This is a genomic window from Haladaptatus sp. ZSTT2 (assembly GCF_037081775.1).
Classification (GTDB): Archaea; Halobacteriota; Halobacteria; order Halobacteriales; family Halococcaceae; genus QDMS2.
The window spans coordinates 314,200-340,101 of record NZ_JBAMHQ010000002.1; the positions used below are offsets into that span (position 1 = coordinate 314,200).

Genomic DNA, 25,902 nt, shown 5'->3' on the forward strand with positions numbered 1-25,902 from the left:
TGTGTAACATGTCCACGTTGTCTAAATACTTTTCGAACACGTAAACACATACCACGTGCCGGTCGTAGCTACTTTTCGATACCAATCACTGACACGACCGGGAGCTCAGCATTGAGCAGAATCGACTGGGTGGTGCTTCCGAACAGTGCTTTCCCCGTCGGGGAGCGCTTTCTCCCACCGATGACGAGATACCTGGCATCGCGTTCGGTTGCTTCTTCGAGCAACTCACTGACCACGACGCCCACTCGACCGACGATTTCGACATCCGTCTCGGCACTTACGACACCCTCTGTCGCGGTCCGCGCAACCGTGGCGGCGTCTTCGACGGCGTCGTCCCTGTAGTACTCGTCGAACGACTCGCGGCGTGATTCGACGATGTCCTCGGGCGTGACGTGTACCACGACAAGTTCGTCATCGTACGCGCGGGCGAGGTCTTCGCCCACGGTGAGGATTCGAGTCGCACGGTCGCTTTCGTCGACTGCAACGATAATTGCCATATTACTCGTTGGCGTGAGGGTGTGATATAGTCATCCCACTCCAGCAAAACTCGTCTTGCAGGAACACTGAAGGTGACAGTCGAAAATGCAAGCGTATGGAGCAGAGAGAAATCACCACCGTCTCAGGCGACACTGTGGCGATACCCGTAGCAGACCGACTGTACATAGATGGCGCCTTCGTCGCAGGCGAGACAACGATTCCAACCACCAATCCGACCACCGGCGACCACCTCGCAGAGCTTCCCGTTGCGTCCACAGAACAGGTCGCCAAGGCCATGACTGCGGCTTCGCGGGCCGCCGAGGAGTGGCAGGCACTTCCGTTTGCTACCCGCGCAGCGCGCCTCGAACTGTTTGCGACGATTCTCGAAGCGAACGCAGACGACATCGCCGCCATCGACGCCGCGGACAACGGCAGCAGTTTCTCGAAGATGCGCGACGACGTAGAGAAATCCGTCCGGGCAATTCGCTACTACGCTGGCCTCGCGGGTGAGTTGAAAGGCGAGACCATTCCAACGCCGGGAGAGACCTTCGATTTCACTCTCAGAGAGCCACACGGTGCGGTGGTGAGCATTCTCCCCTTTAACCACCCGACGATGTTTCTTGTCCGAGACCTCGCCCCCGCGCTCATCGCCGGGAACGCCATCACCATCAAGCCCTCCGAGTACACGTCGCTCTCTGCGCTGTACGTCGCCCACCTCATCGACAACGCTGATTGCTTCCCCGACGGCCTCGTGAACGTCCTCGCCGGCGAAGGTGCCGTCGGGGCGGCGCTCGTCGACCACGAGGAGACGGCGTTCGTTTCCTTCCGTGGAAGCGTCAAGACCGGCCGGAAGGTAATGGCTGCTGCGGGCGCGAATCTGATTCCCTCGATTGTCGAACTCGGCGGGAAGAATCCCGCGATTGTCTTTCCGGATGCCGACGTAGAACAGGTCAAAGACGGCGTGGTCTCCGGGATGTCACTCGCGTGGCAGGGCCAATCGTGTGCGAGCGGCTCGCGCCTGCTCGTCCACGAGGATGTCTACGACGAAGTCGTATCGGGCGTGGTAGAACGCTTTGCAAACACTGCGGTTGGCGACCCCTTTGACGAGGACGTGACCATGGGCGCAATCGTCTCCGAGCCACAGTACGAACAGGTGCTCGACTACATCGAGACGACGAAGGCAGAAGGGGCAACCTGCCTCACGGGTGGCGGCCCCGTTCCTGACCTCCCCGGCTTTTTCGTCCAGCCAACCGTGTTCGAAGTCACCCCCGAGATGACGATTGCGAGCGAGGAAATCTTCGGGCCGGTTCTCTCAGTCATGAAGTGGAGCGAGTACGACGACGTCATCGATCTCGCAAACGCGGTCGACTTCGGCCTCACCGCGAGCATTTGGACGACCGACCTCAACACGGCGCACAAGACGGCCCAATCCCTCGATGCGGGGTATGTCTGGGTGAACCGCCACGGTGGGATCTACCTCCAGACGCCGTTTGGCGGGTTCAAAGACAGCGGCGTGGGCAAACACGGCGGTCTCGGCGGCCTGTTCGTCTACACGCGCGAGAAGAACGTCAACCTCGACCTGTCGGGGCCGCTCGCCTACGAATAATCCCTCTTTTTCGAGAAACCAGGGCGAGGTCGTCCATATTGTTATAACCTTCCACCCGTAACTTCTGTTATTGTGACGAAGCGAGTAATCATCGGGATGACGGGTGCGACGGGCCAAATCTACGGTATCCGTGCGCTCGAACTCCTCAGTGAGACCGATTTCGAGACACACCTCATCTATTCGAGCGCGTCGTTGCTGACGACGAAACAGGAAACTGACTACGACAAAGACGCGCTCGAAGCGCTCGCAGACGAGGTTCACAGCGTCAAAAACATCGGCGCACCGACGGCAAGTGGGTCGTTCCAGACGGAAGGAATGCTCGTCACGCCGTGTTCGATGAAGACGCTCTCGAACATCGCTCACGGCAACTCAGGCAACCTCATCACGCGGTCTGCGGACGTCATCTTGAAAGAACGGCGTCGGCTCGTCGTCATGCCGCGGGAAAAGCCGTTCAACCGTATTCACCTCAAAAACATGCTCGAAGTCACCGATGCGGGTGGCATTATCATGCCGCCGCTCCCGTCGTTCTACAACCACCCAGAGAGCATCGACGAGATGGTGACGAACACCGTCGCTCGGGCGCTCTCGTTGCTCAACGTCGACGTGTCGGTCCAAGAGTGGACTGGCCTGTCGTTCGACTAACAAAGCAGTTGTTTTCTGGAAGCCTGTTTCTCCGGAGCACTGGCTTTCGAGTGTAATCGGCCGAAAAAAGCTGGAAGTTACGCCGCGTTCGAGTCTGAACGCAGTCGCAGCAAGATGGGTGACAGCAGGAACGTCACCGACAGCAGAATCAACAGGATGTCGATTGGCGAGGCGAAGAAGATGCCGTAGTCGCCACTCGAGATGAGGAGTGCTCGCTGGAAACCCCGTTCTGCGATGGGTGCAAGGATGAACCCAAGGATGAACGAGATGAGCGAGTAGCCCCGACGGGCGAGCAGGAACCCGAACAGCCCGAAGAACAGGGCCATTCCCACGTCGAGGATGTTGTTGCGCACGGTGAAACTGCCGATCAGTGCGAACACCACGATGCTGGTGAGGATGACGTCGTTTGGCAGGGAGGTTACGCGTGCGATGTACTTCGCGCCGAACAGGCCGACGAACAGCATGACGATGTCACCGAGCAGGATGGCGATGAACACCACGTACGGGAGCGTCGTCTCAAACACGTTCGGGCCGGGCGTGATGCCGTAGGTGAGCATCACACCGATGAACACCGCGGCCGCCGCTCCGCCCGGGATGGCGAGTGCCATCGCCGGGATGAGCGCGCCCATCGCGCTGCCGTTGTTCGCGGACTCCGCTGCGACCACGCCTTTCGGCTCGCCCGTCCCGAACGTCTCTGGGTGCGACGAGAGGTTGACTGCCGTCAGGTACGACAGGAAGTTCGCCGCAGAGATGCCGAGGCCGGGAATCGCCCCGACGACCGTCCCGATGACCCCACCGCGAATCAGTCCGAACCAGTCGCTGATTGCGAGTTTAACGCCGTCCCAGACGTTGCCCTGCATCTGGCTGCTCGCATCAGTGGCGTCTTCGTTCGATTCGAGGGCGAGTTCGATCGATTGTGAGATGGCGAACAGGCCAACGAGCAAGACGATGAGGTTGATGCCGCCTTGCAGGTAGAAGGTGTCGAAGACGAATCGCGGCTGTGCGCGAATCGGATCGACGCCGATGGTCGCAAAGAAGATACCAAGGCTCATCGCGGCGAGTGCTTTGAGCAGCGAATCGCCGCTCACCGCAGACACCGTCGAGAGGCCGAGGATGGCGAGCCAGAAGAACTCAGGCGGGCCAAACAGCAGCGAGATGTCCGCGAGAACCGGCGCGAAAAACGCGAGGAGAATCAGCCCGACGACAGCCCCACCGAACGAGGCCATCGTCGAAATGCCGATGGCGACGGCTCCCTGTCCCGCGCGCGTCATGGGATAGCCATCGAGCAGTGTGGCCGCAGAGCCGGGCGTTCCGGGCACGTTCACCAGGATTGCGGAGATAGACCCGCCGTAGGTGGCAGAACCATAGATGACAGCCATGATGACGAGGCCGGTCACCGGGTCTAAGGCGAACGTGAACGGGAAAAACAACGCCATCGCGAGCGTTGGGCCAACCCCGGGGAGCGCCCCGAGGATGATTCCGAGAATGCTGATGCCGAAGATGACGAGCAACAGCTGTGGGTTGAGTACGAGTCCGAGAGCTTCGATGATTGCGCCTGTTGTAACCATGATTAGCCAAAGATGAGTTCCAGCAACACGCCGTCCTGGATTGGAACGTTCATGAGCTCACCGAACACAGCGTACACAGACACCATCAAGAAGGCAGAGACGATGGCCGCTCTGCGGTAGTTTTGGGTGCCAACGAAGTAGACGGTCGCAAAGACGAAGACGGGAATCGCATACAGGAAGCTAAACAGATACGCCACGACGCCAAAGCCAAGCATCAGCCCCAGCGTAATTGCAATCTTTCTGTTCTCAGGGCCGTCTACTTCCGGCTCCGGGGCAACTGGCTCGCGTGTTTCTTCTTCGTCGTCATCCGCGGTGGCTTTCAGTTCCTCCCCCATGTCTGCGGCGAGGCCAGTGGTCATGCGCCGAAGTGGAGCAGAGTACTGTTGGGGCAGGACGATGATGCCGAGTTCGAGTATCAGTGCGATGAATCCCACAACGAGAAACACGAGTGGAAACTGCCGTGCGCTTGGTTCATAGGAGGTGGCTGTGTACGCCAGGTACGCGAAGGCGACGAGGAAGAGCACCACCTCTCCGTGGTCAATGAGGAACCGTTTGAGTGAGGACTCCTCCGGTCCATCCTGTGTCTGTGGATTAGTGCTCATAAGAGGAAGTGAGGTTCCAGTAACGTAACTGTTTACTGGGTCAGTTCTTTGTAGCGCTGTGCGGCTTCTTCGAGTTGGTCGATTTGGTCACGCAGCTCTTGAGAGCCTGCGCCAACCACGGAGAGCCCTTGGCCTTCTGCCCACGACTTGTACTCATCCGTCTGCGCCGCGGCGGTGAGCGACTCTTCGAGCTTCGAAATTTTCGCATCTTCGATACCCGGCGGGCCGAACACACCGAGTTGCAGTGCGATGACTGGGATCTCAGAGCCGGTTGCCTCGCTCATCTCGGAGACGGTTGGGGCGTCTGGGAACAACGGACTCGCCTCTGGGCGGTCGATGAACATCACGTCGAGGCGGCCGTCTTCGACGAGGCCGGTCACACCGGTTTCGCCCGCCGTCCCGAAGTCGACGTCACCACGGGCAACCGCGGTCCCGACTTCGGCACCAGAGTCGTAGGGCACGGATTGGACCGTGTTTGCTACATCTACGCCCATCGCGTCGAGCGTTGCGAGTGCGCCGAAGTGGTTCGAACTCCCCTGTCCAACGGTGCCGACTTTTACGGTATCGGAGTTCAGGAGGAAGTCAACGAACGCTTCGAGTGACTCGAAGCGGCCGCTCTCGGACACCCACGCGAAGTACTGCGCGGATGGGATCCCGATGGTGGTGATGTCCGACATCTTGTACTGCGTGTCGTAAATCGCCGCACCGAGAACACCCGTTGGGACGGAGATACACCCGAGGGTGTAGCCATCGGGGTCCTGTTGGTACATGTAGTTCATACCCTGTCGCCCACTTGCACCGGGACGATTGTCGACGACGGTCTGGACGCCGAGTTCGTCCTCGAAGTACTGTTTGATACCTCGATACTGTGTGTCTGTCCCGCCACCCGCACCGAACGGAACTACCATCGTGATTTCGCTCGATGGGTACTCTTCGCCGCCGCCGTTGCCGCCGTCGCCACCGTCACCGCCGTTTCCGCCGTTGCCGTCGTCGCCGCCGTTTCCGCCGTCGCCGCCGTCGCCGCCGTTGCCGCCGTCGCCCGTGCAGCCTGCGATGGCCATCGTGGCGCCGATTGCCCCGGTTGCTTTCAGGAATGTCCGTCGGTTGTAGTCCGAACTACGTGGTTTGGTTTCATCTCTCATGGTCATCTATGTTAAAAGACCAAGTAATAGGTTATATATTTTGCTATTTGCGCAGTGTTTCCAACTGACGGAGTTGACTTCTGCGCCTGTTACGGCGAGAATATATGTCTGCCGCAGCCTAGAGGTTCATTCCGTGTTTTTCACCGCAGCCCGGGTCGTACTCCGCGTGACGTACTTCATCCCGGAGATGACGCCAATCGCGCTACTCAGCAAGAACAGCGCGCCAATCGCCGCGAACGCGAGTTTCGCATCCCAGAAGTCGATGACGACGCCGAGGACAACCGGACTCACCATCGCCCCAAGCGGGAGGCCGGTGTAGACGAATCCGAAGCTCTGCCCGGTGGTGCTGTCGGTCGAAAACGAGTTGATGAGGCGGTCGCGCGATGGGAGGGCAAGCCCGTAGAACAGGCCAACGACGGCGAACAGCGCGACTGCAACCTCGGCGGTCATCGGGAGGACGCCCGCGACTGTGGCGAACGTCGAAAGCCCGGCCAACACGAGCACGGTCGCAATCACGGTGGTTGCTCGATACCGGTCTGCGAGCGCGCCACCGACGAGGACGCCAATCGCCGTAAGCGTAAAGTAACTCGTGAGCGCAGCGTTTCCGACGAACTCATCGAGGCTGAACTCGCTCAGCAAGAACACCCCGGTGAACGTATGGACGCCCTTGTTCGCCATCGTGACGGTGATGAAAAAGGCGAACAGGAGGAGGATGGGGAGTTTCGTCACGGCCGCAAACCGCGACTCGGTCGGGCCGCTCGACTCCGTCTCCGCTTTTGCGCCTGCCATTCGCAGGCGATAGAGCGGGCGCATCGACAGCTGTGAGACAAGCGCGTAGACGACACCGACCGCGCCGACGATGAGCAACGCCGGTTGCCACCCGAGGGTGACGCCAAGCCCCCCGACGACGAACGGTGCGACCGCGAAGCCGGTGTAGCCAGAGAAGGTGTGGAAAGCGAAACTCTTGCCCTCTGCCCCGCCGGTGGTCGCCGCGTCGAGGAGCGCGAAGTCTGCTGGGTGGAACGCAGACTGCCCGATGCCGACGACGAACACCGCCGCGAGCAAGTACAGGTACGACCCCGCCAGTCCCGCGAGCATTGTTCCGCCGCCCACAAGCACGAGCCCCACGATGAACACGCGCTTCGCACCGACTTTGTCTACGAGTACGCCAACGGGAATCTGGAGGATGAACGTCGAAAGTGCCATCACCGACATCAACAGCCCGAGTTCGGTGTTCGAAAGCGCAAATTCGTCGATAAGCAGTGGAAACAGTGGTGGAAACGCGAGGGCGTAGAAGTGCGCAAGAAAGTGCCCACCGCTCACCAGCCCGATGACGAGGCGGTCTGGCCCGCCTTGCAGAGAGGAATCTTCACGTTGCACGTATCGAGCGATGCGAACAACAACGATAAAAGAATCGGCGCTTACAAATTCGGTAGGGTTGTCTGTCGAAGGTATCTACTCTTTTGAGGATGCAGTTCGTTACGAAGTCGGGTTTCGCCAGCGTCGGGTGAACCTAAAAAATAGGTGTTCAGTGGCTCGCAGATTGTGAGTCTTCGGCCCACGGGAAGATGCGATTTTGCAGGCGTTGGAGCGTAATGCGCATCCCGTAGCCGAATATCATGATGGTCAAGATGAGCGCTAAGATGGGTGCCGTGTCTGCGGTGGCGAGTGAGTACTCATGAATCATGCCGCCGTAGCCAAAGGCGATGAACGTCTCTGCGAGGATGATGCCCCGCAGCGCGTGAATCAGCCCCATCCGCAGACCCGTAAAGATGTACGGGAGCGTCTCTGGAAGCACGATGTCTTTCATCACCTTCAGCCGCGAGGCGTTGAACGAGTTGCCTACGTCGATGAAGTCTAAGTTCACGCCCTTCGCGCCGTGGTAGGCGTTCAGGAGGATGAACCAGACCGACGAGATGAACACGATTGCGAGCCGGAACGTGAGGTCGATGCCGAAGAAGATGATGAACAGCGGGAGCAACGACGCCGTCGCCGTGACGAACATTGCGCTGACCCACGGGTTCAACAACTGCTCTACGGTGCGTACCCGACCCATCACGAGGCCGACGGGGATGCCAACGGCGACCGCGAGGGCGTAGGCAATAAGCATTTCCTTGATGCTGTTTATCAGCGTTTGGAACATCTCGCCGTTCAGTGCGAGGTCGATGTACGCGACCACCACGTCAGAGAACGGCGCGAAGAAGATGTTTCCGAGAACCCGTCCAACTCCTTCCCAGACTAAGAGTACAACGACGAGCGAGATAACTCGGATAATCCACTTTTGTTGGCCCTCCTCGAGGCTCGTAAACCGGTCACTGAGCGACTGTGAACTCGTCGCCATCTCAGGCACCCCGCTGTTCGCCGTGGGAGTCCCACGGTGCGACAAGTTTTCTCACTTCAGCCACGATCTGCTGGAGGAAGATCCCCAGGATTGCGATAGTGATGACGACGGCGAACTGTATCGAGGTGTTGAGCACGGCATTCGACGATTGGAGGAGTTGTCCGAGGTTGACCAGCCGCAGGAACAACTCTGCGACGATGACCCCGCGGACGGCCCGTCCAATCCCGAGGCGAAGGCCCGTGAAGATGAACGGAATCGAGGCGGGGAAAATCACGCGTGACTGGGTTTGCCACCAGGACGCACCGAACGATTGCGCCGTGATCAGATGGTCGTCTTTGACCGTGGTGATACCTTGGTATGTGTTCAACAGAATCTCGAAAAACGAGAAGATGAACACGAAGAACACCCGTGCTTCGAAGCCCAGTCCGAACCAGACGACGACGAGCGGGAGATACACGATTGGTGGTGCCGTGTACACCGCGTCGATGTACGGGTCGAGCGCCCAGAGGACGTACTTAGATTGCGCGATGAGAAAGCCAAGCGGGATGGCGATGAACGCCGCAATCAAGTAACCCACCACGAGCGCCTGTAACGACCCGAAGATTGCCATCGGCAGGGCAAGTGAGACCATCAGTTCGATAAACGATTCTGCGACGCTTGAGGGGGGTGCTAGGATAACGACACCGAACGCTCGTGCTGCGGCCTCCCAAAGGATTACACCGCCGATGATGGACAGGATGTTCAGAATCCTGCCCGAGCTAATCCGTGAGTTTCCAGCCAGCAATCCGCTGACCCGCTCTGACAAATCGCTGAACAGTGTACTTGTTGACATTTATTGTTGCTATCTGCTCATGTTCGTTGCACTACCCACCACCGAAAAATCCGAAATCGAAGACCTGTCTCGCCATCGTTACAGATTCGCGATTGCGTTTGCGTAGATTTCTGTGTCGACGAGCGCGTCGATATCGACTTTCTCTCTGTCTTCTTTGCTCAAGACGCCCGCACCGACGAGCACGGTCAGTTGTTTCTCGTAGTCCTCTTTCGTGAAGTCAGACTCCTTGTACGGCCACGCGTTGAGGACATTCGCGTTCAGTTCCCACGTTTCCTTTGCGTCCTCTTCTGGGAGGGTTTCTGACTGGTATTTTTGGGTCTTCTCGTACAGCCAGCCGAAGTCCTCGGTCGCCCGTTTGTTCGCTTTCACGAACTCCGTCATGTACGCCTCGATGTGGGCACGCTTTGTTTCGTCTTCGAGGTACGCTCCGGGAACCGTAATCGTGTGGTTGATGAAGTTCGGGAAGTACTCGCGAACCTCGAACAAGCTCTTGCCTTCGAACCCTTCGTTTTGGATCTGTGCGAACTGGTCTAAGTGGATGATCGTCGCGTCGATTTTTCCGGATGCAACCGCCGCTGTTCGGGTGCTCGACCCGCCGAGTTGTTGGATGTTGACTTCGGTGTCGGGGTCGTAGCCTTCTTCTAAGAAGATGCCAGCGACCTGCATATGGGACGCCCCGCCGAGCCCGGCAATACCGACCGACCGGCCTTCTTCGACGATTTGGTCGATGCTGTTGATGTCCGGCTGCACGGCAAAGACGTAGTCAGATCCTTTTACCTTGGTCGCAATAACGCGCAGGTCGTTCCCGGCGAGCTGTGCTTGGACTACGTTACCCGGACTCAGCGCGTAATAGTCGACCGACCCGGAGACCATCGCCTGAATCGCGAGGGTCGAACCCGAGAACGTTCTGACAGAGCCGGTAAATCGGTCGTCACTCGCAGCAGGGAGCATCTCGCGCATCGCGGTGACGCTTGGAATCTGGCTCATCTCCATCGCGACGATTGCCATGGTCGCGTCGAACGAGAGTTCCGATTCCATCCCGCCGCCTGACCCGCCTTCGGAGGTGGTCGAACCGCCACCGCTTTCCGTAGTGTCACCAGACCCATCGCCACCGCCACCGCCGGTACAGCCAGCGAGCGCGCCAGCGACACTTAATCCGCCAATCGTTTTCAGTACATTTCTTCGACTACCACTGGGTGCCTTGTGGGATGCCATCTATTGACATATACCCTATCCCCATTATAATTGTATGGGTTTGTACGTCACGAATGTTCGTGCATTTTTATGGTTCGTGCTAAATTCTCCATCTTCTTGTCGGATGATATTCGGGATTAGCGGTTCTGAGACGGCCGAGGAGCGGTTTGGTCGGCGAAAGCATTTTATCAACAGCCTTTGTGTCTTTCTGCTATGCCGACCGAAATGCTAACAACACTCACTGCCAGGAGTATCTCCCTCGAAATCGAGCCCCGAATGTACGTAGATGGGGCGTTCGTCGAAGGCAACGAAACGTTTCGCACCGTCCATCCACCGACGGAAACCAAACTCGCAGACGTTCCCATCGCCACGAAGGCGCAGGTCGATGCGGCCGTCGCAGCCGCGAATCGGGCGAGCGACGAGTGGATGGCGCTCTCACAGGACGAACGTCGCCGCCGGGTCGAGGCGTTCGCTGATATTTGTGAGGAACACGAGACACAGATTACGAATCTCGATGTCGCAGACAACGGGAGTTCCATCTCGCGGCTCAGCCGCGATGCGAGTTCGGGAGCAAATTCTATCCGCTACTACGCCGGACTTGCCCCCGAACTCAAAGGCGAGACGATTCCGACCGACGACGACACGCTCGATTTCACGCGGCGCGAACCGTACGGGGCCGTCGCCGCCATCTTACCCTTTAACCATCCCGTTCTCTTCTGTCTCCAACTCATCGCCACCGCCGTCGTCGCGGGCAACGGCATCGTCATCAAACCATCTGAGTACACCTCGCTCTCGTCGCTGTATGTGGCACGCCTCGTTGACGAATCAGACCTGTTCCCACCGGGGCTCATCAACATCGTGACCGGCGGCGGAGCCGTCGGCGCGCGCATGACCGAACACCCCGACGTTGGGATGGTGACGTTCATCGGCTCCGCAGAAACCGGCTCGAAGGTCATGCAGGGGGCCGCAACCCACATCGCTCCCGTGATGCTCGGTACCGGCGGGAAGAACCCCGTCATCGTCTTCCCCGACGTCGACCCCGAAGAGGCCGCAGAAGGAGCGGTTGGCGCGATGGCACTCGCGTGGCAAGGCCAGTCGTGTGGGAGTGGGTCGCGACTGCTCGTACACGAGGACGTCTACGACGAGGTCGTTTCGCGCGTCGTGGCCGGCTTCGAAGACGCCACCGTTGGTGACCCCTTCGACGAGGACGTGACTATGGGTTCGATTGTCTCAGAACAGCAGTACGAGCAGGTGCTCGAATTCATCGACATCGCAAAAGACGAAGGGGCGACCCTACTCACGGGCGGCAAGCCCGTCGATGAGTACGAAACGGGCTACTTCATCGAACCGACCGTGTTCGAAGTCACCCCCGACATGACCATCGCCCGAGAGGAAATCTTCGGACCCGTCCTCTCGGTCATGAAGTGGAGCGAGTACGGCGACGTTATCGATCTCGCCAACTCGACGCGCTACGGCCTGTCTGCAAGCGTGTGGACGAACGACCTCGACACCGCGCTCACCACGGTCGAAGACCTCGAAGCTGGGTACGTCTGGGTGAACCAACACGGCCCGCACTTCGCTGGCGCACCGTTTGGCGGGTTCAAACAGAGTGGTATCGGGAAAAAAGACAGCATCAAACTGCTCCGCGACCACACGCAGGTGAAAAACGTCGCGATCTCGCTGCGAGATCGCGACCCACTCGCCTGAGCGTTCGATTGTTTAACTCCCGATGTACGGGTCGACGTGCACATCGAGGAGCCCCGGTCCATCGACGGCGAGCAATCGTTCGACCGCAGCGTCAACATCGGCATCCGTTTCGACGGCCTCACCGAACATTCCGAACTCGCGAGCGATAGCGTCGAACGCCGGATTCGTGTACTTCGTCCCGACGTATCGGCCGCCGTAGTGTTCCTCTTGGCGAACCGCGTGGGACATATAGGCGTCGTTGTTGAGGATGATGATTTTGAGGGGGATGTCTTCGCGGACGGCCGTCTCTAAGTCCTGCATCACCATTGCGAACCCACCGTCTCCTTCAAAGGCGATGACCTGTCGGTCGAGCGCCAGCTGCGCGCCGAGGCCAAGCGGAAGGCCCTGACTCATGCCGGTGAAGTTTCGCGTCCCGAAATACCCGCGGAGATCGTCTACGGGTAACAGTCGCGGGAAGGTGTTGTGGACGCCGCCGCCGGTCGTGTACGCGAAGTCGTCTGCGTGTTTCTCGACTGCGGCAATCACGCGTCGTGGGTCAACCCGGTCGGGGAGTTCGGGACCGGGTTCGAGGAGGTCGCGTCTCGCTTCGTCGAACGCGACGCACGCGGCTTTGGCTTCGCTTGCGAAGCGTACGTCGTCTTCTGCGACGGCATCGAGAGCATCAGCGCAGAACGACCCGGGGTCTGCAAGGGTGCTCACGTCAGCGACGTAGTGGCGGTCGAGTTCTCGCGCCCGGAGGGTCGCGTGCACAATCACCGCGTCTGCTGCGATGAGCTGCCAGTCGTCAGTCGTGAGGTCTGAGAAGCGCGCCCCGATAGAAATGACGAGGTCTGCACTCTTCGCATACTCGTTGCCTGCGTCGATACTGCCGTGGGCAACCGGCCCGAGCGACAGTTCGTGGGACTCGGGGAACGCACCACGGGCGCTCTGGCTGGTGGCGACTGGAATCTGGAGGCGTTCTGCAAACTCTCTGAGTGCCGGTGCGCTCTCGGTCCACCGCACGTCCGTTCCGGCGATGATGAGCGGTCGCTCTGCGTCGAGAAGGTGGTCTCGCACGGCGGCGACGGATTCGCTATCGGGTCGTGCACGGGTTGGGGTGGCGTGGAAGTCGCGTTCGCGCAACACCGTGCGACTGCGTTCGTCGAGTGGCGACACCTCGGCGTCGGACACGTCCTTTGGGACGTCGATGTGCACGGGGCCGGGCATTCCGGAAACCGCTTGGAGCAGCGCCATTCGCGCCTGCCGACCGAACTGGGCTTCGGTGAGTTGGACGCCGTGTTTGGTGAATTCATCAAACACACCCATCACGTCCCACTCGTGGTTGTAGTCCGTGCCGAGTACGGTACTCGGTTCGTTCCCGGTGATGCTGACGACGGGTATTTCGTCGCGGAAGGCTGCGGCGACGCCGATCACTTGGTTTGCCGCGCCGGGGCCGACGTGAGAAATGGAGACCGTCGGTTCCCGCGTCGCCATCGCATAGGCCGCCGCCATCCCTGCAGCCGTTTGTTCGTGTCGTGTCGAGACGTAGGAGACCTCGCTGTCCGCCATTTTATCGAGAATGCTGAGAACTGTGGTGCCCACCACGCCAAATGCCTGGGATACGCCTGCACGTTCCAGCGTCTCTACGAGTACGCTTGCTCCGTCCATGCAACGGGTTATCGTGACCCACACATAAAATGGTCGGTTCGTGGAAATCGGGAGAAGAACGCGCTGTACTGCCGGTTTAGAGTTTCGCGGTCGCTTCCTGCGTCTCGAAGAGGTTGTCCCAAATCTCGTTGTGGAGGCGATTGAATTCGGGATTCTCACGGACGTTGCGTTCGTAGCGTGGGCGCTCGAACGGTACGTCGATGATGGTTTTGATGCGGCCGGGTCGGGCGCTCAGGACGATGACCCGGTCTGAGAGGTAGACGGCTTCGTCGATGTCATGGGTGATGAACACGCACGTCTTCTGGTCTTGTGACCAAATCTTGAGGAGTTCGGTCTGCATCAACTCGCGCGTCTGGGCGTCGAGTGCGCCGAACGGTTCGTCCATCAGGAGAATGTCCGGGTCGATGGCGAGCGCCCGGGCAAGCCCGACGCGCTGTTGCATCCCACCGGAGAGTTCGTAGGGGTAGGAGTCCTCGAAGCCTTTGAGACCCACGCGCTCTACGTACTTTTCTGCGATGCCTCGGCGCTCTCCTTTCGGCGTCCCCCCACATTCGAGGCCGAACTCGACGTTTTCGACCACAGACCGCCACGGAAAGAGGTTGAACGACTGGAACACCATGCCGCGGTCTTGCCCGGAGCCGCTCACGGGGTTGCCGTTAATCGTAATCTCTCCTTCGGTCGGTTCGATGAGTCCGTCGAGAATTCGAAGGAACGTCGTCTTCCCGCAGCCTGACGGGCCGACGATGGTCGTAAACTCGCTGTCGCCAACGTCGATAGAGAGGTTGTCGAGTGCCTTTACCGCCTTCTCCCCGGTTCCGTAGATCTTGGTGATATTCTTCGCTTCCAGTGTGGCCATGCTGTGTAGGAGTGCGGGCTTCTCGTATATAAGTTTGCCACATGTTCACATATTGCGTCCGCCATGAGCGCCAGCGCGGGCGTCTCTCGGGACACGTGGGCAGGACGGGTGGAACAAAGATTTTTATATTGGTTCAATCTACTGGTAGTCGCCCTTGGCAACTCATATGGTAGCACACTGCCTTCACAGCATGGGTACGTGTTGATACACCAGATGAGTAATTGTCAGGCACCCTGTCAAGAGGCACCGCTGTATCATGTGACTCGCATCCGGTTGGGGCCACGATGGTGAGCTCGTCGCGGCTCCGCTCGATGCGTTCTTCCGGACCGGTTGTTTCAAGACAAATGCTTATGGTCGCTATTAGCTATCTTCTCGCATGGCTCGAGATTTACGAACCTTCCTCGACGAAGTAGACGGCGAAGGTGAACTGGCGGAGGTAACGGGCGCACATTGGGACGGCGAAATCGGGGCGATTACCGAACTCGTCGCAGAGAAAGGCGGCGGCCTCGGTGGCAAGGCGCTTCTGTTCGACGAAATCGGGGACTATCCCAAAGGCTCACGCATCGTCACGAACCTTTTTGGCTCGATTAACCGCTCGCGGCTGGCGCTCAACCTAGAAGAGGGAATCACACCGCTCGGCATCGTCGACCGGTGGCGAAGCGAGTACAACAACTACGAAGGCATCGCGCCAACGGAGGTCGACCCTTCGACCGCCCCAATTCTCGACAACACCGTCACCGGCGACGACGTTGACGTATCGATGTTCCCGGTTCCGCACTGGCACAAGTCCGACGGTGGCCGCTACATCGGCACGGGCTGTACGGTCGTGACGCGCGACCCGGAGACCGGGTGGATAAACCTCGGCGTCTACCGCAGCATGATCGTGGACGACTCGACCGTCTCGCTCTGGGTCGCCCCCGGCAAAGACGCCCGTATCCAGATGCAAAAGTACCACGAGCGCGGCGAGAACTGTCCGGTCGCCCTCATCATCGGCCTCGACCCGTACACCTGGATTGCCTCTACGTGTACCGCTCGTCGTCAAGAAAGCGAGTACGACATTGCCGGCTGGCTCATGGACGAAGCCGTCGAAATCGTCGAGATGCCAGAGACTGGGCTTCCCGTCCCGGCGAACGCAGAAATCGTCCTCGAAGGCGAGATTCCGCCACTCGATGAGAAAAGCTGCGTCGACGGCCCGTTCGGTGAATGGCCGGGCTACTCGACGCCCGCCCACGACAACACGCCGGTCATCGACGTGACTTCGATTTCCCACCGCGACGACCCGATTATCCTGGGTCAACCGCCGCTCAAGCCGCCGTCTATCTACACCCTCGGCGTCCCGATTCGGACGGCTGGTGGTGTGTGGAACCAACTTGAGAACGCAGGCATCCCCGGCGTGACCGGCGTCTGGTCGCACATCATCGAACGTCCACAGTTCCTCGTCGTCTCCATCGACAAGCAGTATGTCGGCCACGGGAAGCAAGCGGGCCTCGCAGCCGCCGTGGTCGCAAACGGGGCCTACGGCGGGCGCTACGTCGTGGTCGTGGACGACGACATCGACATCACGAATCTCGAAGACGTGATTTGGGCGATGACGACGCGCTGTCCGGCAGACGAGATTGAAATCGTCGATGGCGTCTACACGAGTCCGCTCGACCCAACCATCACCGACCGCTCGCAGAACAAAGCGTCACGCGCCATCATCGACGCGACCATCCCGTACAACGGTGACTATCCGTCGGTCAACAAGTTCGATGACGACTACCGCGAAGAAATCGCGGAAAAGTGGAACATCGACGACCTCTAAAGCCGCCTCTCTTTTCTTCTGTTGCAAAAACCGCCACGTCGAACCTGGTGTCGAGCGGTTATTCCTCGTCGAAATCGTCGTGGTCGAACACGTTCGAGTTCGGTTCCACGTCGTCAGATGACACCTGCTGGTCTTTCAGTTTCTCGCCCGTCTCGAAGTACCGCCCTTCGACGGCGAGTTTGGCCTCCTCACGGAGTTCGTCGTTCCACTCACCGAGCGAATAGCCGTACCACGGCATCTCTGGGTTGAGTTCGGGCAGTCCGAGTTCGTCCCAAATCTCCTTTGCGTGCTCCATGTACTCCTTTGCAGGGAGCGAAATCGGTGGCATTGGGTGTTTGAGCGTTGCGTCCCAGAGGATGGCAGAGTCGCTCGCCTCGCCGCGGTCGTCGCGTCGTGGCGCGTGGCCGACGCTGCGTCCTTTGATGATTTGGGTGTCTTCGTGGGGCTTCGAGCGGTAGCCAATCGCCCAGAAGACGGCGTCTAAGTTGTCCGGGTCGATGTCCTCGTCTACGGCGACGACGAACTTCCCGTGGGACGACCGGAACGACGCACACGCTGTGAGCGCCCGCCAGACGAGCGAGCGCTTCGTCCCGCGTTCCATCTGGATGATGATGAGTTTCCGCAGGTTCGTGAGCGGTTCGTGGAGCGTCACGTCTTTTACGCAGGTCAGTTTGCACTCCTCGCGCAGATGCTTCAGGAACAGTGGTTCGAGCGCTGTCTTCTTGATGACGCTGCTCTCACTCGGCGTCACCTGGCTGATGATGGAGGTGTACACCGCATCTTCGCGTTTCGTGATGCCGGTCACGTCCATCACCATGTTGTACTCCTTGTTGTTGATGAAGCCGTGTGATTCCCCGAACGGTGCTTCGGGTTCGAGCACGTCGGTTCGAATCTCGCCTTCGATGATGAGGTCTGCACGCGCTGGCACCATCACAGGTTGGGTTTTCCCTTCGACTTCGTGGATGGGTTCACCGACGAGGCCGCCGGAGACGGCCATCTCGTCTACGCCGAAGCCAAGCGACTGCGCCGAGGTGTAGGCAACGGCGGGTGGTGCGCTGACCGCGATGGCCGCCGGAAGCGTCTCTCCGCGCTCTTTTGCAACTTTCCAGTGTTCGTAGACGCCCTTGCCCCACTCGACAGAGGGGTTCATCCCCGTTCGTTTGCGCCCTTTGAGCTGTGCCCGGTAGATGCCGACGTTGCGAACACCCGTTTCAGGGTCGTGGGTGATGAACGCCGACATCGTCGTGTACGGTGCGTTGTCGAAGCCCGGTGTGGAGATGGGAACCGGAATCCCGTCGAGTGCCTTGCCCGGCTCGTCTAAATCGCTCCCCGAGTAGACGATGTCGTGGACAGGAGCGTCCGCGCTGTCGACTTCGACGGGGTCGATTGGATTACTGAGTGCGTTGTCCCACTTCTGGTTCACCTCTGAAACGTCGACGCCAAGCCCGACGCCGTAGATGCTCGGATTGCCTGCAAGTGCGCCCACGGTCACCGGCATGTCGAACTTTTCGCCGTTCGAATCGACGATGTTGGTAAAGAGGAACGCTTTCCGGTCTTCTTCGGGGATGCCACCCCGGTACTGCCACCGTACCAGGGGATGGAGTTCTGTGTCCTTGTTGATTTCCCGGTCGACCCGGATTAAGAGGTCGCGCTCTGCGAGCGCCTCAAGATGTTCATTCATGTCATGGTATGACGAGCCAGCCATGCTAACTCCTCTATAGGGGCGTTTATAAATATTACTGCACTGGCAGGGAGCTCCCGTCTGACAGCTTCGGGCGCTCCTCGGAGAAAGCGACCCGGTTTCGCCCACGCTCCGAAATTCTACAATGCGGAATGGAATTTTCACGAATTTTCCTCTAGAACCAGGGACACAGCTATTACGGAGAACCCATACTGTCGGGTATGCGTTCGAATACGAGCCGGTCTAGCGTGCAGGCTGTAGAGCGTACATTCAGTCTTCTCACCGCGCTCAAAGAGCTAGATGGCGCTGGCATTGCAGATCTAGCAGACCACACGGGCTATGCGAACAGCACGATTCACCGGCATCTCACCACGCTCCATGACATCGGCTACGTCACGAAAGAGGGAACAACCTACAACCTCTCGCTTGGCTTCCTCGACTTCGGTGAGTACGCGCGGACGCGAAAAGAGATTCACCGCGTTGCGAAGCCAAAAATCGAAGAGCTCGCTGCGGAGACGAACGAACGCTGTCAGTTTGTGGTCGAAGAACACGGCTACGGCGTCTATGTCCACGTTGCAACCGGGCAACACGCGGTCGAAACCGACTCTCGCGTGGGGACGCGCCTCTACCTGCACGCAACCTCGGTTGGCAAGGCGATATTGGCCCATCTCCCTGCTCATCGAGTTGACGAAATCATCGACCAACGCGGGCTTCCCCAAATTACGCAGAACACGGTCACAGACCGCGATGCCTTATTCGCAGAACTCGAACAGATACGCGCAGACGGCATCGCGTGGAATCGCGAGGGGAACGTCGATGGGCTCCTCTCGGTTGGGTCGCCAATCATCGGGCCTGACGGGGATGTCGTCGGCTCAGTGAGCGTCTCTGGCCCTCGCTACCGGATGGATAGAGAGCAGTTCGGGCGCGAGGTTGGCGAGCTGTTGCTTGGGGCAGCAAACGAAATCGAACTCAAATTAAAATATCAGTGATTGACGAACCTTCACATTCTACAATGCGGAATGATGGTTGGTGAGAAACTGGAAATCCGTTTGCTCGTACGCATGAAATTCGGTGTTATGGGTGCTCTGGAGGGCGTTTCCACGATATGGAATTGCCATTCCACCATGGGGAACGACTCTACGTGCTTTTGTTTCGACTCGCTTATTCGGGTGCTGGGCGCGAAATTTCGAGGATATAGCCGTCTGGGTCAGCAACGATGAACATCTCACGACCCCACGGGACGACCTGTGGCTCACAGCGAAGGTCGGCATCGACCGCGTCCAGCCCCTCGTAGGCTTCTTCCACGTCTTCGACCTCGAGGACGATGATTGCTCCGCTTCCCTTGGGTTCCTCGGGTGGCACCAGCCCGAAGCCATCGAGCGTTTGTGCGTCGAACTGTTTTTGCACCATGAGCTCGCACGACCCGGTCTCGAAGGTCGCATTCTGTTCGCCTCGATGGGTGACGGTCAGTCCCAACCCAGTTTCGTAGAACGCAACTGATTGTGCAACGTCTGCCACCTGCAAGAACACCTGTGCGAGGTTTTTCGTCATCTCGTACGTGAACGGTTCCCACCCACGAATATCTTCTGGAGCGACAACCTCACCGCTAATTCCACAATGTGGAATTCAACCGACTCCGGAGTGAATGAGGCTCTGGTCGATTCCTTTCGTGTCGAATCAGAGCCATACATAACGATGGTACTATTGTTATGTTAAGGTGTGTCGGCTTCTGTGAGATGTACGAGGCATGTGAGCATAGCGCTCATATTGCAGCACTCGCAACACGTGTTCGGCAGAGCTGAACAGACGGCTTCTGCAGTGGCCGGTTGGTGATTGGGGCGAATTCGAATATATGTCGGATTAATTTTTATTATGAAAATATTAGCAATTGCGACTACCTTGCTGTGCAGTGAGTGGGTTTTCACATTCCTGTGTGAGGGTTAACTGATCGGACGGGAGACAATTAACGAATTGGCCATCCCCACCGCTAATATTTTTAATTACTCTAATTAATTACTGATTCCATCATGCAAACGCTCACTAATACTAAATACGCCTTATGAAAGCTGGATATTTACTATTTTCGCGCGATGTGCGGTATTATACTTGTCTTAGATTGAATTCAATAACTCTCTAAGCTATAGAACTACAATCTATTTCGTGGAGCATTGTGGTGCATTTTTCGACTCTTTCGTTATGGCGCTAGTCTACCATATTCTATGTCCACTCTTTTCTCTGACATAGTTCAATCTAGAGAAATTGTGTCGCGAGCGTGTAGAGCAGTCGCTCACCGCCTTCGCTCTGTGTGCAGAAGGTGGCCTGAAAAAGGTGTATTCGTCGCGTGCTGTGTGGTTACTCGACTTCGATCTCCATGAGTGGGTCGCCCGCTTCGATTTCAGATTCGTTGTCGACGAGAATTTTCGAGACGGTACCGTCGCTTTCGGCCGTCACTTCGTAGAAGTTCTTCATAACGCCGACGAGGCAGACCACATCGCCTGCGCTGACGTTGTCGCCTTCCTCTACGAACGCTGGGGTGTCTGGGTCTGATCTGCGGTAGAATACGCCTGGCATCGGAGCACTGATTGTTTCTTTCATTATTGGTGTGTCGTTGGTTGGTTAGATAATTGTTGTGCAGACTATCCAGTTCGTGACGCTGTTAGGACGGTGTCACCGCCGCCTTGATGTCGGCTAGCACCGCCTCTTGTTCTTCGCGCGCAGCCAGCGCGTCATCCACGGAGACGTTGGTGAAGTACACCGACTGGTGGGTACGCCGCTGTGAGAGCTTACCGCGGTCTGCGCTGATGACCGTCGCTACCGTGGCGTAACCGCCTCCCGTGACAGCATCGCGCATCACGACGATGGGCTGTTGTGGAATCTGAATCGACCCGACCGGGTAGCCGAGGTCGACCACGTTCGTCGGGTCCGTCCCCGCACCGAACGGCTGTTCGCGCTCTACGAACTCGAGTTCCGGGCCGGTGAGTCGGTAGCCAACGCGGTCTGCGTCAGCCGCGACTTTCCACTCCTCTGTGGTGAGGCGTTCTTTGCTTTCCTCCGTGAGCCGGTAGTCACAGAGGCCGATGACGATACGAATGTTCGCATCATCATCGTCGTAGGTGGGAATGTCCTCGGCTGGCACCCGCGTGCCAACGAAGGCGTCTGCGTTCGCGGCTGGCTCTCCAACGGCGAGCACGTCGCCTTCTTCGAGCGCGCGCCCCTCGTGTCCGCCAATGCCGATGAGCGCGTAGGTAGAGCGACTGTCCATCACCGGTTCGACGTCGATGCCTCCCGCGACGGCGAGATAGGTTCGCGCGCCTGCGGTGGCGAACTGGAGCGCTAACTCGTCGCCTGCGTCGACGGCGACGGCCTCCCACATCGGAATCGCTTCGCCGTCGAGCGTCGCGGCCATCTCCGCGCCTGCGAGCGCGATGACGGTGTCTTCTTCGAAGCGCACCTCACAGCCCTTGTACGTCATTTCGAGCGTCGCGTGCTCTTCGTCGTTGCCAACGAGGTAGTTTGCGACGCTGTGGGCGAACTGGTCCATCGCGCCTGAGGGTGGGACGCCGATGTGATACTGACCGTAGCGGCCGTTGTCTTGAACGGTGGTCGAGAGGCCACCATCTAACACTTCAATCATTCGTACAGCACCTCCATGAGCCGCTCGTTGTACGCATCTGGGTCGTTGAAGAACTCCTCTGGGGAGAACTCGACTGGTTCCATTTTGAACTCGAACGTTCCCGCTTCGACTTCCTCACGAATCTCGTCGTACTCCTCGCGGTCGATTTGGCGGAACTTGAAGATGTCACCCGGCGATGGGAACACCATCGACTCTTCGAAGTCCGCGAGTTCCTGGTCCACGTCGAGCACTTCGACGGGTGTCCGGCCGAACAGTTGGTAGCCGCCTGCACCTTGGACGGGATAGACGGCGGTGAACGCGCCACCGAACCCGACCGCGCGCGAAGGGGTGTCCGTCCGCGGCGAGACGTACTTTGGCACCTCAATCTGTCGATCGCGGGGCACCATTTGGAAACACCACGGCAAGCCGGGGACGAACCCGACCATCGTCACCATGTGCGGCGCGCCCGTGTGCGCGTCGATGAAGTCTTGGACGGTGTCATAGCCGTTGATTTTCGCGGAGTATTCGATGTCGGTCGCGTTCGCGTCTTGGTGGTTATCCCGAAACCGCATCAGCGTCTCGTGAGTCCACTCGTCTTCGTAGAGCACGGGGAAGTCGATAACACGCGTCTCCCACTGATAGTCTGAGAGGTCGGTGTCTGCGGCGACGTCTTTTAACTTCGCGACGAGTGCGTCTGGAGCAATTTCGTCGGGGTCGAAGTGAATCATGTACGACGCATTCGCCGGGCAGATTTCGATGATGCCCGGAAGCTCCAACTCGCGTAGCTGCTGGGTAATCGCCACGGCCCGGAAGTTGGCGTCGAAACTCATCTCCTCGTCTAACTCGACGAAGATGTAATCGTCACTTCCATGTTCGTATCGCGGTTCTGGAAGGGTCTTGGGTGTGATGCTATTCGCAACCATCTCAGTGAATGCATTGTTCACAACAGCCTTATGTATAGTTGCTGTATATCGTCGAACGAACATGTGTGCTGAGCACAGTTTGCCCACGCAATTTATAGTGGAGTCCTGAAACCTATGAGTAGATGTTCAGCAGTGTACTCGTAGTCAATCGAGGAGAGATAGCCGTCCGGGTGATTCAGGCGTGCAAGGAACTCGGCGTCAAAGCCGTTTCAATCTACAGCGACACGGATGAGTCGGCAAAACACGTCCGGCTCGCGGACGAGGCGTACCACGTCGGGCCGTCGTCAGCGGCGAAAAGCTACCTCGACCAAGACGCCATCTTCGAGGTTGCGAATGAAGCGGGCGTCGATGCCATCCATCCAGGCTACGGCTTTTTCGCGGAGAACGCAGCGTTCGCCCGCCGCGTCCAAGACGAGGGGTTCACGTGGGTTGGTCCACGGCCCGAATCGATGGAGCAACTCGGTGAGAAGACCAAAGCGCGCACGGTGATGCAAGAAGCGGGCGTGCCAATCGTCCCGGGAACCACCGACCCCGTCACCAGCGCAGACGAGATCAAAGCATTCGCCGCGGAGTACGAGTATCCAATCGCCATCAAGGCAGACGGTGGGGGCGGCGGTCACGGGCTCGTCATCGTCGAAAGCGAAGATGAGGTCGAAGACGCGCTCGTAAACGCCCAACGCGAGGGTGAAGCCTACTTCGACAACTCGACGGTGTACGTCGAAAAGTACCTCGAAAGCCCGCGTCACATCGAGGTGCAGATTATTGCAGACACCCACGGCAACGTTCGTCATCTTGGCGAACGCGATTGCTCGGTGCAACGCCGCCAACAGAAGCTCATCGAGGAGACACCGTCGCCGGTGCTCACAGAAGCGGTGCGAGAGGAGCTGTGCGAATCGGCCCGCCGTGGGATGAAAGAGGCTGGCTACGAGAATGCTGGCACCGTTGAGTTCCTCTACGAGGACGGCGAGTTCTACTTCCTCGAAGTGAACACGCGCGTGCAGGTTGAACACCCAGTGACGGAGTCGGTCACAGGCATCGACATCGTCCAGTGGCAACTCAGAATCGCGGCAGGTGAAGAACTCGACTTCCCACAGGACGCCGTCGAGCCACGCGGTGCAGCGATGGAGTTCCGACTCAACGCGGAAGACCCCACCCAAGAGTTCCGCCCGCACCCCGGCAAACTGACCCGGTATGCGCCGCCGCGCGGGATGGGCGTGCGCGTCGATGATGGTATCGATCAAGATGATTCGGTGTCACCGTTTTACGACTCGATGTTTGCGAAAATCATCGTCACGGGCCAGACGCGCGAGGAACTGATTCGCCGCGCACGCCGGGCGCTCAACGAAGCCCGCATTGAGGGGATTCCAACGACGATTCCGTTCCACCTCGCGGTGCTCGAAGACGATACGTTCCTCGACAGCGAGCACACCACAAAATACGTAGACGAGGATTTCACTGGAGTCGAATAACCAACTCACTCTGTTTGAACCTGTCTTTCACACAGCAAATAATAGTTGGCGTCCCCGAACGACATGCGTCTACAACTGCGGATATCGTCTCGTTTCGGCTTGTTAAAAAAAGTGGACTGACTTAGTTTGCCGCGCAGTTGTTGGGCCCGAGTTCGAGTGATTCTGCGTTTGCTCCCAGCTGCTTTTTTCCCCAATTTATCTCCTTGATCTCGTTATAGTTCGCGGGTTCGTCGGAGAGGCTCTCGACGATTGTCTCGACGAATTTCTTCTCGTCACCATCGGTAACATAGCTCAGTAGTTCGTTGTTCGACTCTTCACGAACCTCGCCAAGTTCTGTGGCGAGTGGACGACTCATCTCATTGCTGAAGTGGCCTGGGAGGACGATGGTTTCGTCTGGACGGTCGGTCAAGTCGGTAAGACTGTCGAACAGTAGACTTGCTGCTTGGCGAACAGCGTCTTCGGAGTTGTCCTCTAAGTCTGGGCGGCCGACACTCCGAAGGAACAATGTGTCCCCAGAGAGGAGAGCGTCGCCAAACTGGAAAGAGACACTCCCATGGGTGTGGCCAGGCGTATGGATAACGTCGATTTCGCGAGTGCCAACCGTCAGTGTCTCACCATCCTCGAGTTCGGTAATGTTGTCGAGTTCGGACACGTCGTTCTCGTGGAGGTAGTACGGTACGTCGAGTTCGCCAGACAGCTTCCGAGCACCGGAGATGTGGTCTGCGTGGGCGTGCGTATCTGTAACGCCAATAATTTCGAGATCGCGTTCGTCGGCCACGCGTAGATATTCGTCCATGTACTGGGTTGGGTCAATGATGAGTGCTTCACCATCGTCGTGAATGATGTACGAAACACAGCCGGTTCCGGGCCGTACAACCTGGACGACTCCTTCTGCGCCCGTGACGTTGTACTGCTGGTGGACGCGCCCCCAGCCGTTCATGCCGTTGTCAACGGACTTCGCGTCGAAGCCGTGCTCGCGGAGGAACTCTGCGGCTCGGGCAGAGGTGACGCCGGCCACGCAGATGATTGCGATCTCTTTGTTCTGGGGGAGGTCGTCTAAGTGGTCTTTGAGCGACGAGTAATCGTAGTTGAGGAGGTCGTCGTAGATTGGGAGGTTCGTACTCCCCGGAATTTGCCACTCATTGTAGTCTTCTTTTCGGCGGATGTCGAGGATGTAGAGCTCCTCAGCATTGTCGTCATGGAGTCGATTTGCGAGAGCGGACGGCGCAAATTCAATATTGCTCATTGTATGCAATACTATATGGTGGTCCTACTTAACGCCGTCGGCCAGAAGAGAGAGAGAGTGTGGGTTCCCAACGGAGAGAACAGAAAAAAGAATGGGAGGGGTGCGAAGACTGGTGTTAGCTTTCGAGTTGAGTAGGTACTGGGGGTTTTGCTTGATCTGAATACTTTTCGTTGAACTCCCCGATGAGTGACCCCATCTTTGCGTACCAGTCGTTGAGCATTCGTTGGAAGTTCCGCGAAATTTCGTCCGAGTCACTCGCTGTGTAGACGTGATAATACCCTCCTTGCTCGTAGTTCATCTGCTCTTTTTTGACGACTCCTGCCTCGATGAGCCGTTGCACTGAGCGATAGGCGGTGGAACGCTCTCGGTCGATGCGGCTCGCAACCTCGTCGACGGTCATCGGTTCTCGGGTGGTACTCAACAGTTTGAACACTGTCGTGTCGATATTTTTGAGGCCGTAAATGCATTCGAGGAGGCCTTCACACTCCATCTGATTTTGGAGCAATTGACTCAATGAATCTCCCATGGTTGTTTGAGTTTGGTGTTGGCGAC

The 25,902-nt window shown here is 58.3% G+C and carries 23 protein-coding genes; 6 read left to right on the top strand and 17 right to left on the bottom strand.

The genetic code is table 11. The annotated features are described in order from the left end of the window. Positions 1-68: 68 nt before the first annotated feature. On the bottom strand, positions 69-497 hold the full coding sequence (locus V5N13_RS16290; protein ID WP_336361667.1) for a universal stress protein: 429 nt from the start codon (positions 495-497) through the stop codon (positions 69-71). A 95-nt stretch (positions 498-592) separates the two neighbouring features. On the opposite strand from V5N13_RS16290, the gene V5N13_RS16295 reads away from it, so the two are divergent. Both V5N13_RS16295 and V5N13_RS16300 read left to right on the top strand, forming a co-directional pair. Then, positions 593-2,083 (top strand): aldehyde dehydrogenase family protein, encoded by a 1,491-nt coding sequence (locus V5N13_RS16295; RefSeq protein ID WP_336361668.1) that lies wholly within the window; start codon positions 593-595, stop codon positions 2,081-2,083. A 72-nt stretch (positions 2,084-2,155) separates the two neighbouring features. Further along, positions 2,156-2,725, top strand: a complete 570-nt coding sequence (locus V5N13_RS16300) for a UbiX family flavin prenyltransferase (RefSeq protein WP_332900153.1) — start codon at positions 2,156-2,158, stop codon at positions 2,723-2,725. A 77-nt stretch (positions 2,726-2,802) separates the two neighbouring features. Here the strand turns inward: V5N13_RS16300 and V5N13_RS16305 are convergent, their stop codons facing one another. From V5N13_RS16305 to V5N13_RS16335, 7 genes are all read right to left on the bottom strand, one after another. Continuing rightward, the gene (locus tag V5N13_RS16305) at positions 2,803-4,293 is read right to left on the bottom strand and encodes a tripartite tricarboxylate transporter permease (protein ID WP_332900152.1); all 1,491 of its coding nucleotides are present in this window, start codon (positions 4,291-4,293) and stop codon (positions 2,803-2,805) included. A gap of 2 nt (positions 4,294-4,295) precedes the next feature. Continuing rightward, entirely contained in the window at positions 4,296-4,895 is a 600-nt protein-coding gene (locus V5N13_RS16310; protein ID WP_336361669.1) for a tripartite tricarboxylate transporter TctB family protein, read from the bottom strand. 32 nt (positions 4,896-4,927) lie between these two features. Further along, positions 4,928-6,043 (bottom strand): tripartite tricarboxylate transporter substrate-binding protein, encoded by a 1,116-nt coding sequence (locus tag V5N13_RS16315; RefSeq protein WP_336361670.1) that lies wholly within the window; start codon positions 6,041-6,043, stop codon positions 4,928-4,930. A 120-nt stretch (positions 6,044-6,163) separates the two neighbouring features. Continuing rightward, a complete protein-coding gene (locus V5N13_RS16320) occupies positions 6,164-7,417 on the bottom strand; it encodes an MFS transporter (protein ID WP_336361671.1) in 1,254 nt (417 codons plus the stop codon). Positions 7,418-7,565: 148 nt separating this feature from the next. Beyond that, a complete protein-coding gene (locus V5N13_RS16325) occupies positions 7,566-8,378 on the bottom strand; it encodes an ABC transporter permease (RefSeq protein ID WP_336361672.1) in 813 nt (270 codons plus the stop codon). Between the two features lies 1 nt (position 8,379). Next, a complete protein-coding gene (locus V5N13_RS16330; protein ID WP_336361673.1) occupies positions 8,380-9,210 on the bottom strand; it encodes an ABC transporter permease in 831 nt (276 codons plus the stop codon). A 78-nt stretch (positions 9,211-9,288) separates the two neighbouring features. Next, on the bottom strand, positions 9,289-10,425 hold the full coding sequence (locus tag V5N13_RS16335) for an ABC transporter substrate-binding protein (protein ID WP_336361674.1): 1,137 nt from the start codon (positions 10,423-10,425) through the stop codon (positions 9,289-9,291). A 192-nt stretch (positions 10,426-10,617) separates the two neighbouring features. Between V5N13_RS16335 and V5N13_RS16340 the strand changes: the two genes are divergently transcribed. Then, positions 10,618-12,111 (top strand): aldehyde dehydrogenase family protein, encoded by a 1,494-nt coding sequence (locus V5N13_RS16340; protein WP_336361675.1) that lies wholly within the window; start codon positions 10,618-10,620, stop codon positions 12,109-12,111. Positions 12,112-12,123: 12 nt separating this feature from the next. On the opposite strand, the gene V5N13_RS16345 is transcribed toward V5N13_RS16340, so the two are convergent. Beyond that, a complete protein-coding gene (locus tag V5N13_RS16345) occupies positions 12,124-13,758 on the bottom strand; it encodes a thiamine pyrophosphate-binding protein (protein WP_336361676.1) in 1,635 nt (544 codons plus the stop codon). Between the two features lie 76 nt (positions 13,759-13,834). Further along, positions 13,835-14,614, bottom strand: a complete 780-nt coding sequence (locus tag V5N13_RS16350) for an ABC transporter ATP-binding protein (RefSeq protein ID WP_332900143.1) — start codon at positions 14,612-14,614, stop codon at positions 13,835-13,837. 376 nt (positions 14,615-14,990) lie between these two features. Between V5N13_RS16350 and V5N13_RS16355 the strand changes: the two genes are divergently transcribed. Next, a complete protein-coding gene (locus V5N13_RS16355) occupies positions 14,991-16,418 on the top strand; it encodes a UbiD family decarboxylase (RefSeq protein WP_336361677.1) in 1,428 nt (475 codons plus the stop codon). A gap of 58 nt (positions 16,419-16,476) precedes the next feature. On the opposite strand, the gene V5N13_RS16360 is transcribed toward V5N13_RS16355, so the two are convergent. Next, a complete protein-coding gene (locus V5N13_RS16360; protein ID WP_336361678.1) occupies positions 16,477-18,099 on the bottom strand; it encodes a UbiD family decarboxylase in 1,623 nt (540 codons plus the stop codon). 221 nt (positions 18,100-18,320) lie between these two features. Between V5N13_RS16360 and V5N13_RS16365 the strand changes: the two genes are divergently transcribed. After that, positions 18,321-19,088: an IclR family transcriptional regulator gene (locus V5N13_RS16365; protein ID WP_332900140.1), complete on the top strand. Its 768-nt coding sequence runs from the start codon at positions 18,321-18,323 to the stop codon at positions 19,086-19,088. A 172-nt stretch (positions 19,089-19,260) separates the two neighbouring features. On the opposite strand, the gene V5N13_RS16370 is transcribed toward V5N13_RS16365, so the two are convergent. The 4 genes from V5N13_RS16370 to V5N13_RS16385 form a co-directional block, all read right to left on the bottom strand. Further along, complete coding sequence (locus V5N13_RS16370) at positions 19,261-19,650, bottom strand: VOC family protein (RefSeq protein WP_336361679.1); 390 nt, start codon at positions 19,648-19,650, stop codon at positions 19,261-19,263. 801 nt (positions 19,651-20,451) lie between these two features. Beyond that, positions 20,452-20,694 (bottom strand): acetyl-CoA carboxylase, encoded by a 243-nt coding sequence (locus V5N13_RS16375; protein WP_336361680.1) that lies wholly within the window; start codon positions 20,692-20,694, stop codon positions 20,452-20,454. 61 nt (positions 20,695-20,755) lie between these two features. After that, the gene (locus tag V5N13_RS16380; protein ID WP_336361681.1) at positions 20,756-21,733 is read right to left on the bottom strand and encodes a biotin-dependent carboxyltransferase family protein; all 978 of its coding nucleotides are present in this window, start codon (positions 21,731-21,733) and stop codon (positions 20,756-20,758) included. Beyond that, the gene (locus V5N13_RS16385) at positions 21,730-22,635 is read right to left on the bottom strand and encodes a 5-oxoprolinase subunit B family protein (RefSeq protein WP_332900136.1); all 906 of its coding nucleotides are present in this window, start codon (positions 22,633-22,635) and stop codon (positions 21,730-21,732) included. Before V5N13_RS16385 ends, V5N13_RS16380 begins: the two co-directional genes overlap by 4 nt. Before the next feature lie 122 nt (positions 22,636-22,757). Between V5N13_RS16385 and V5N13_RS16390 the strand changes: the two genes are divergently transcribed. Next, positions 22,758-24,104 carry an acetyl-CoA carboxylase biotin carboxylase subunit gene (locus V5N13_RS16390; protein ID WP_442905107.1) on the top strand — a complete coding sequence of 449 codons (1,347 nt, stop codon included), beginning with the start codon at positions 22,758-22,760 and terminating at the stop codon, positions 24,102-24,104. Between the two features lie 121 nt (positions 24,105-24,225). Here V5N13_RS16390 and V5N13_RS16395 read toward each other — a convergent pair whose 3' ends face one another. After that, complete coding sequence (locus V5N13_RS16395; RefSeq protein WP_336361682.1) at positions 24,226-25,350, bottom strand: MBL fold metallo-hydrolase; 1,125 nt, start codon at positions 25,348-25,350, stop codon at positions 24,226-24,228. Between the two features lie 115 nt (positions 25,351-25,465). After that, positions 25,466-25,876, bottom strand: a complete 411-nt coding sequence (locus V5N13_RS16400) for a helix-turn-helix domain-containing protein (protein ID WP_336361683.1) — start codon at positions 25,874-25,876, stop codon at positions 25,466-25,468. Positions 25,877-25,902 lie beyond the last annotated feature (26 nt).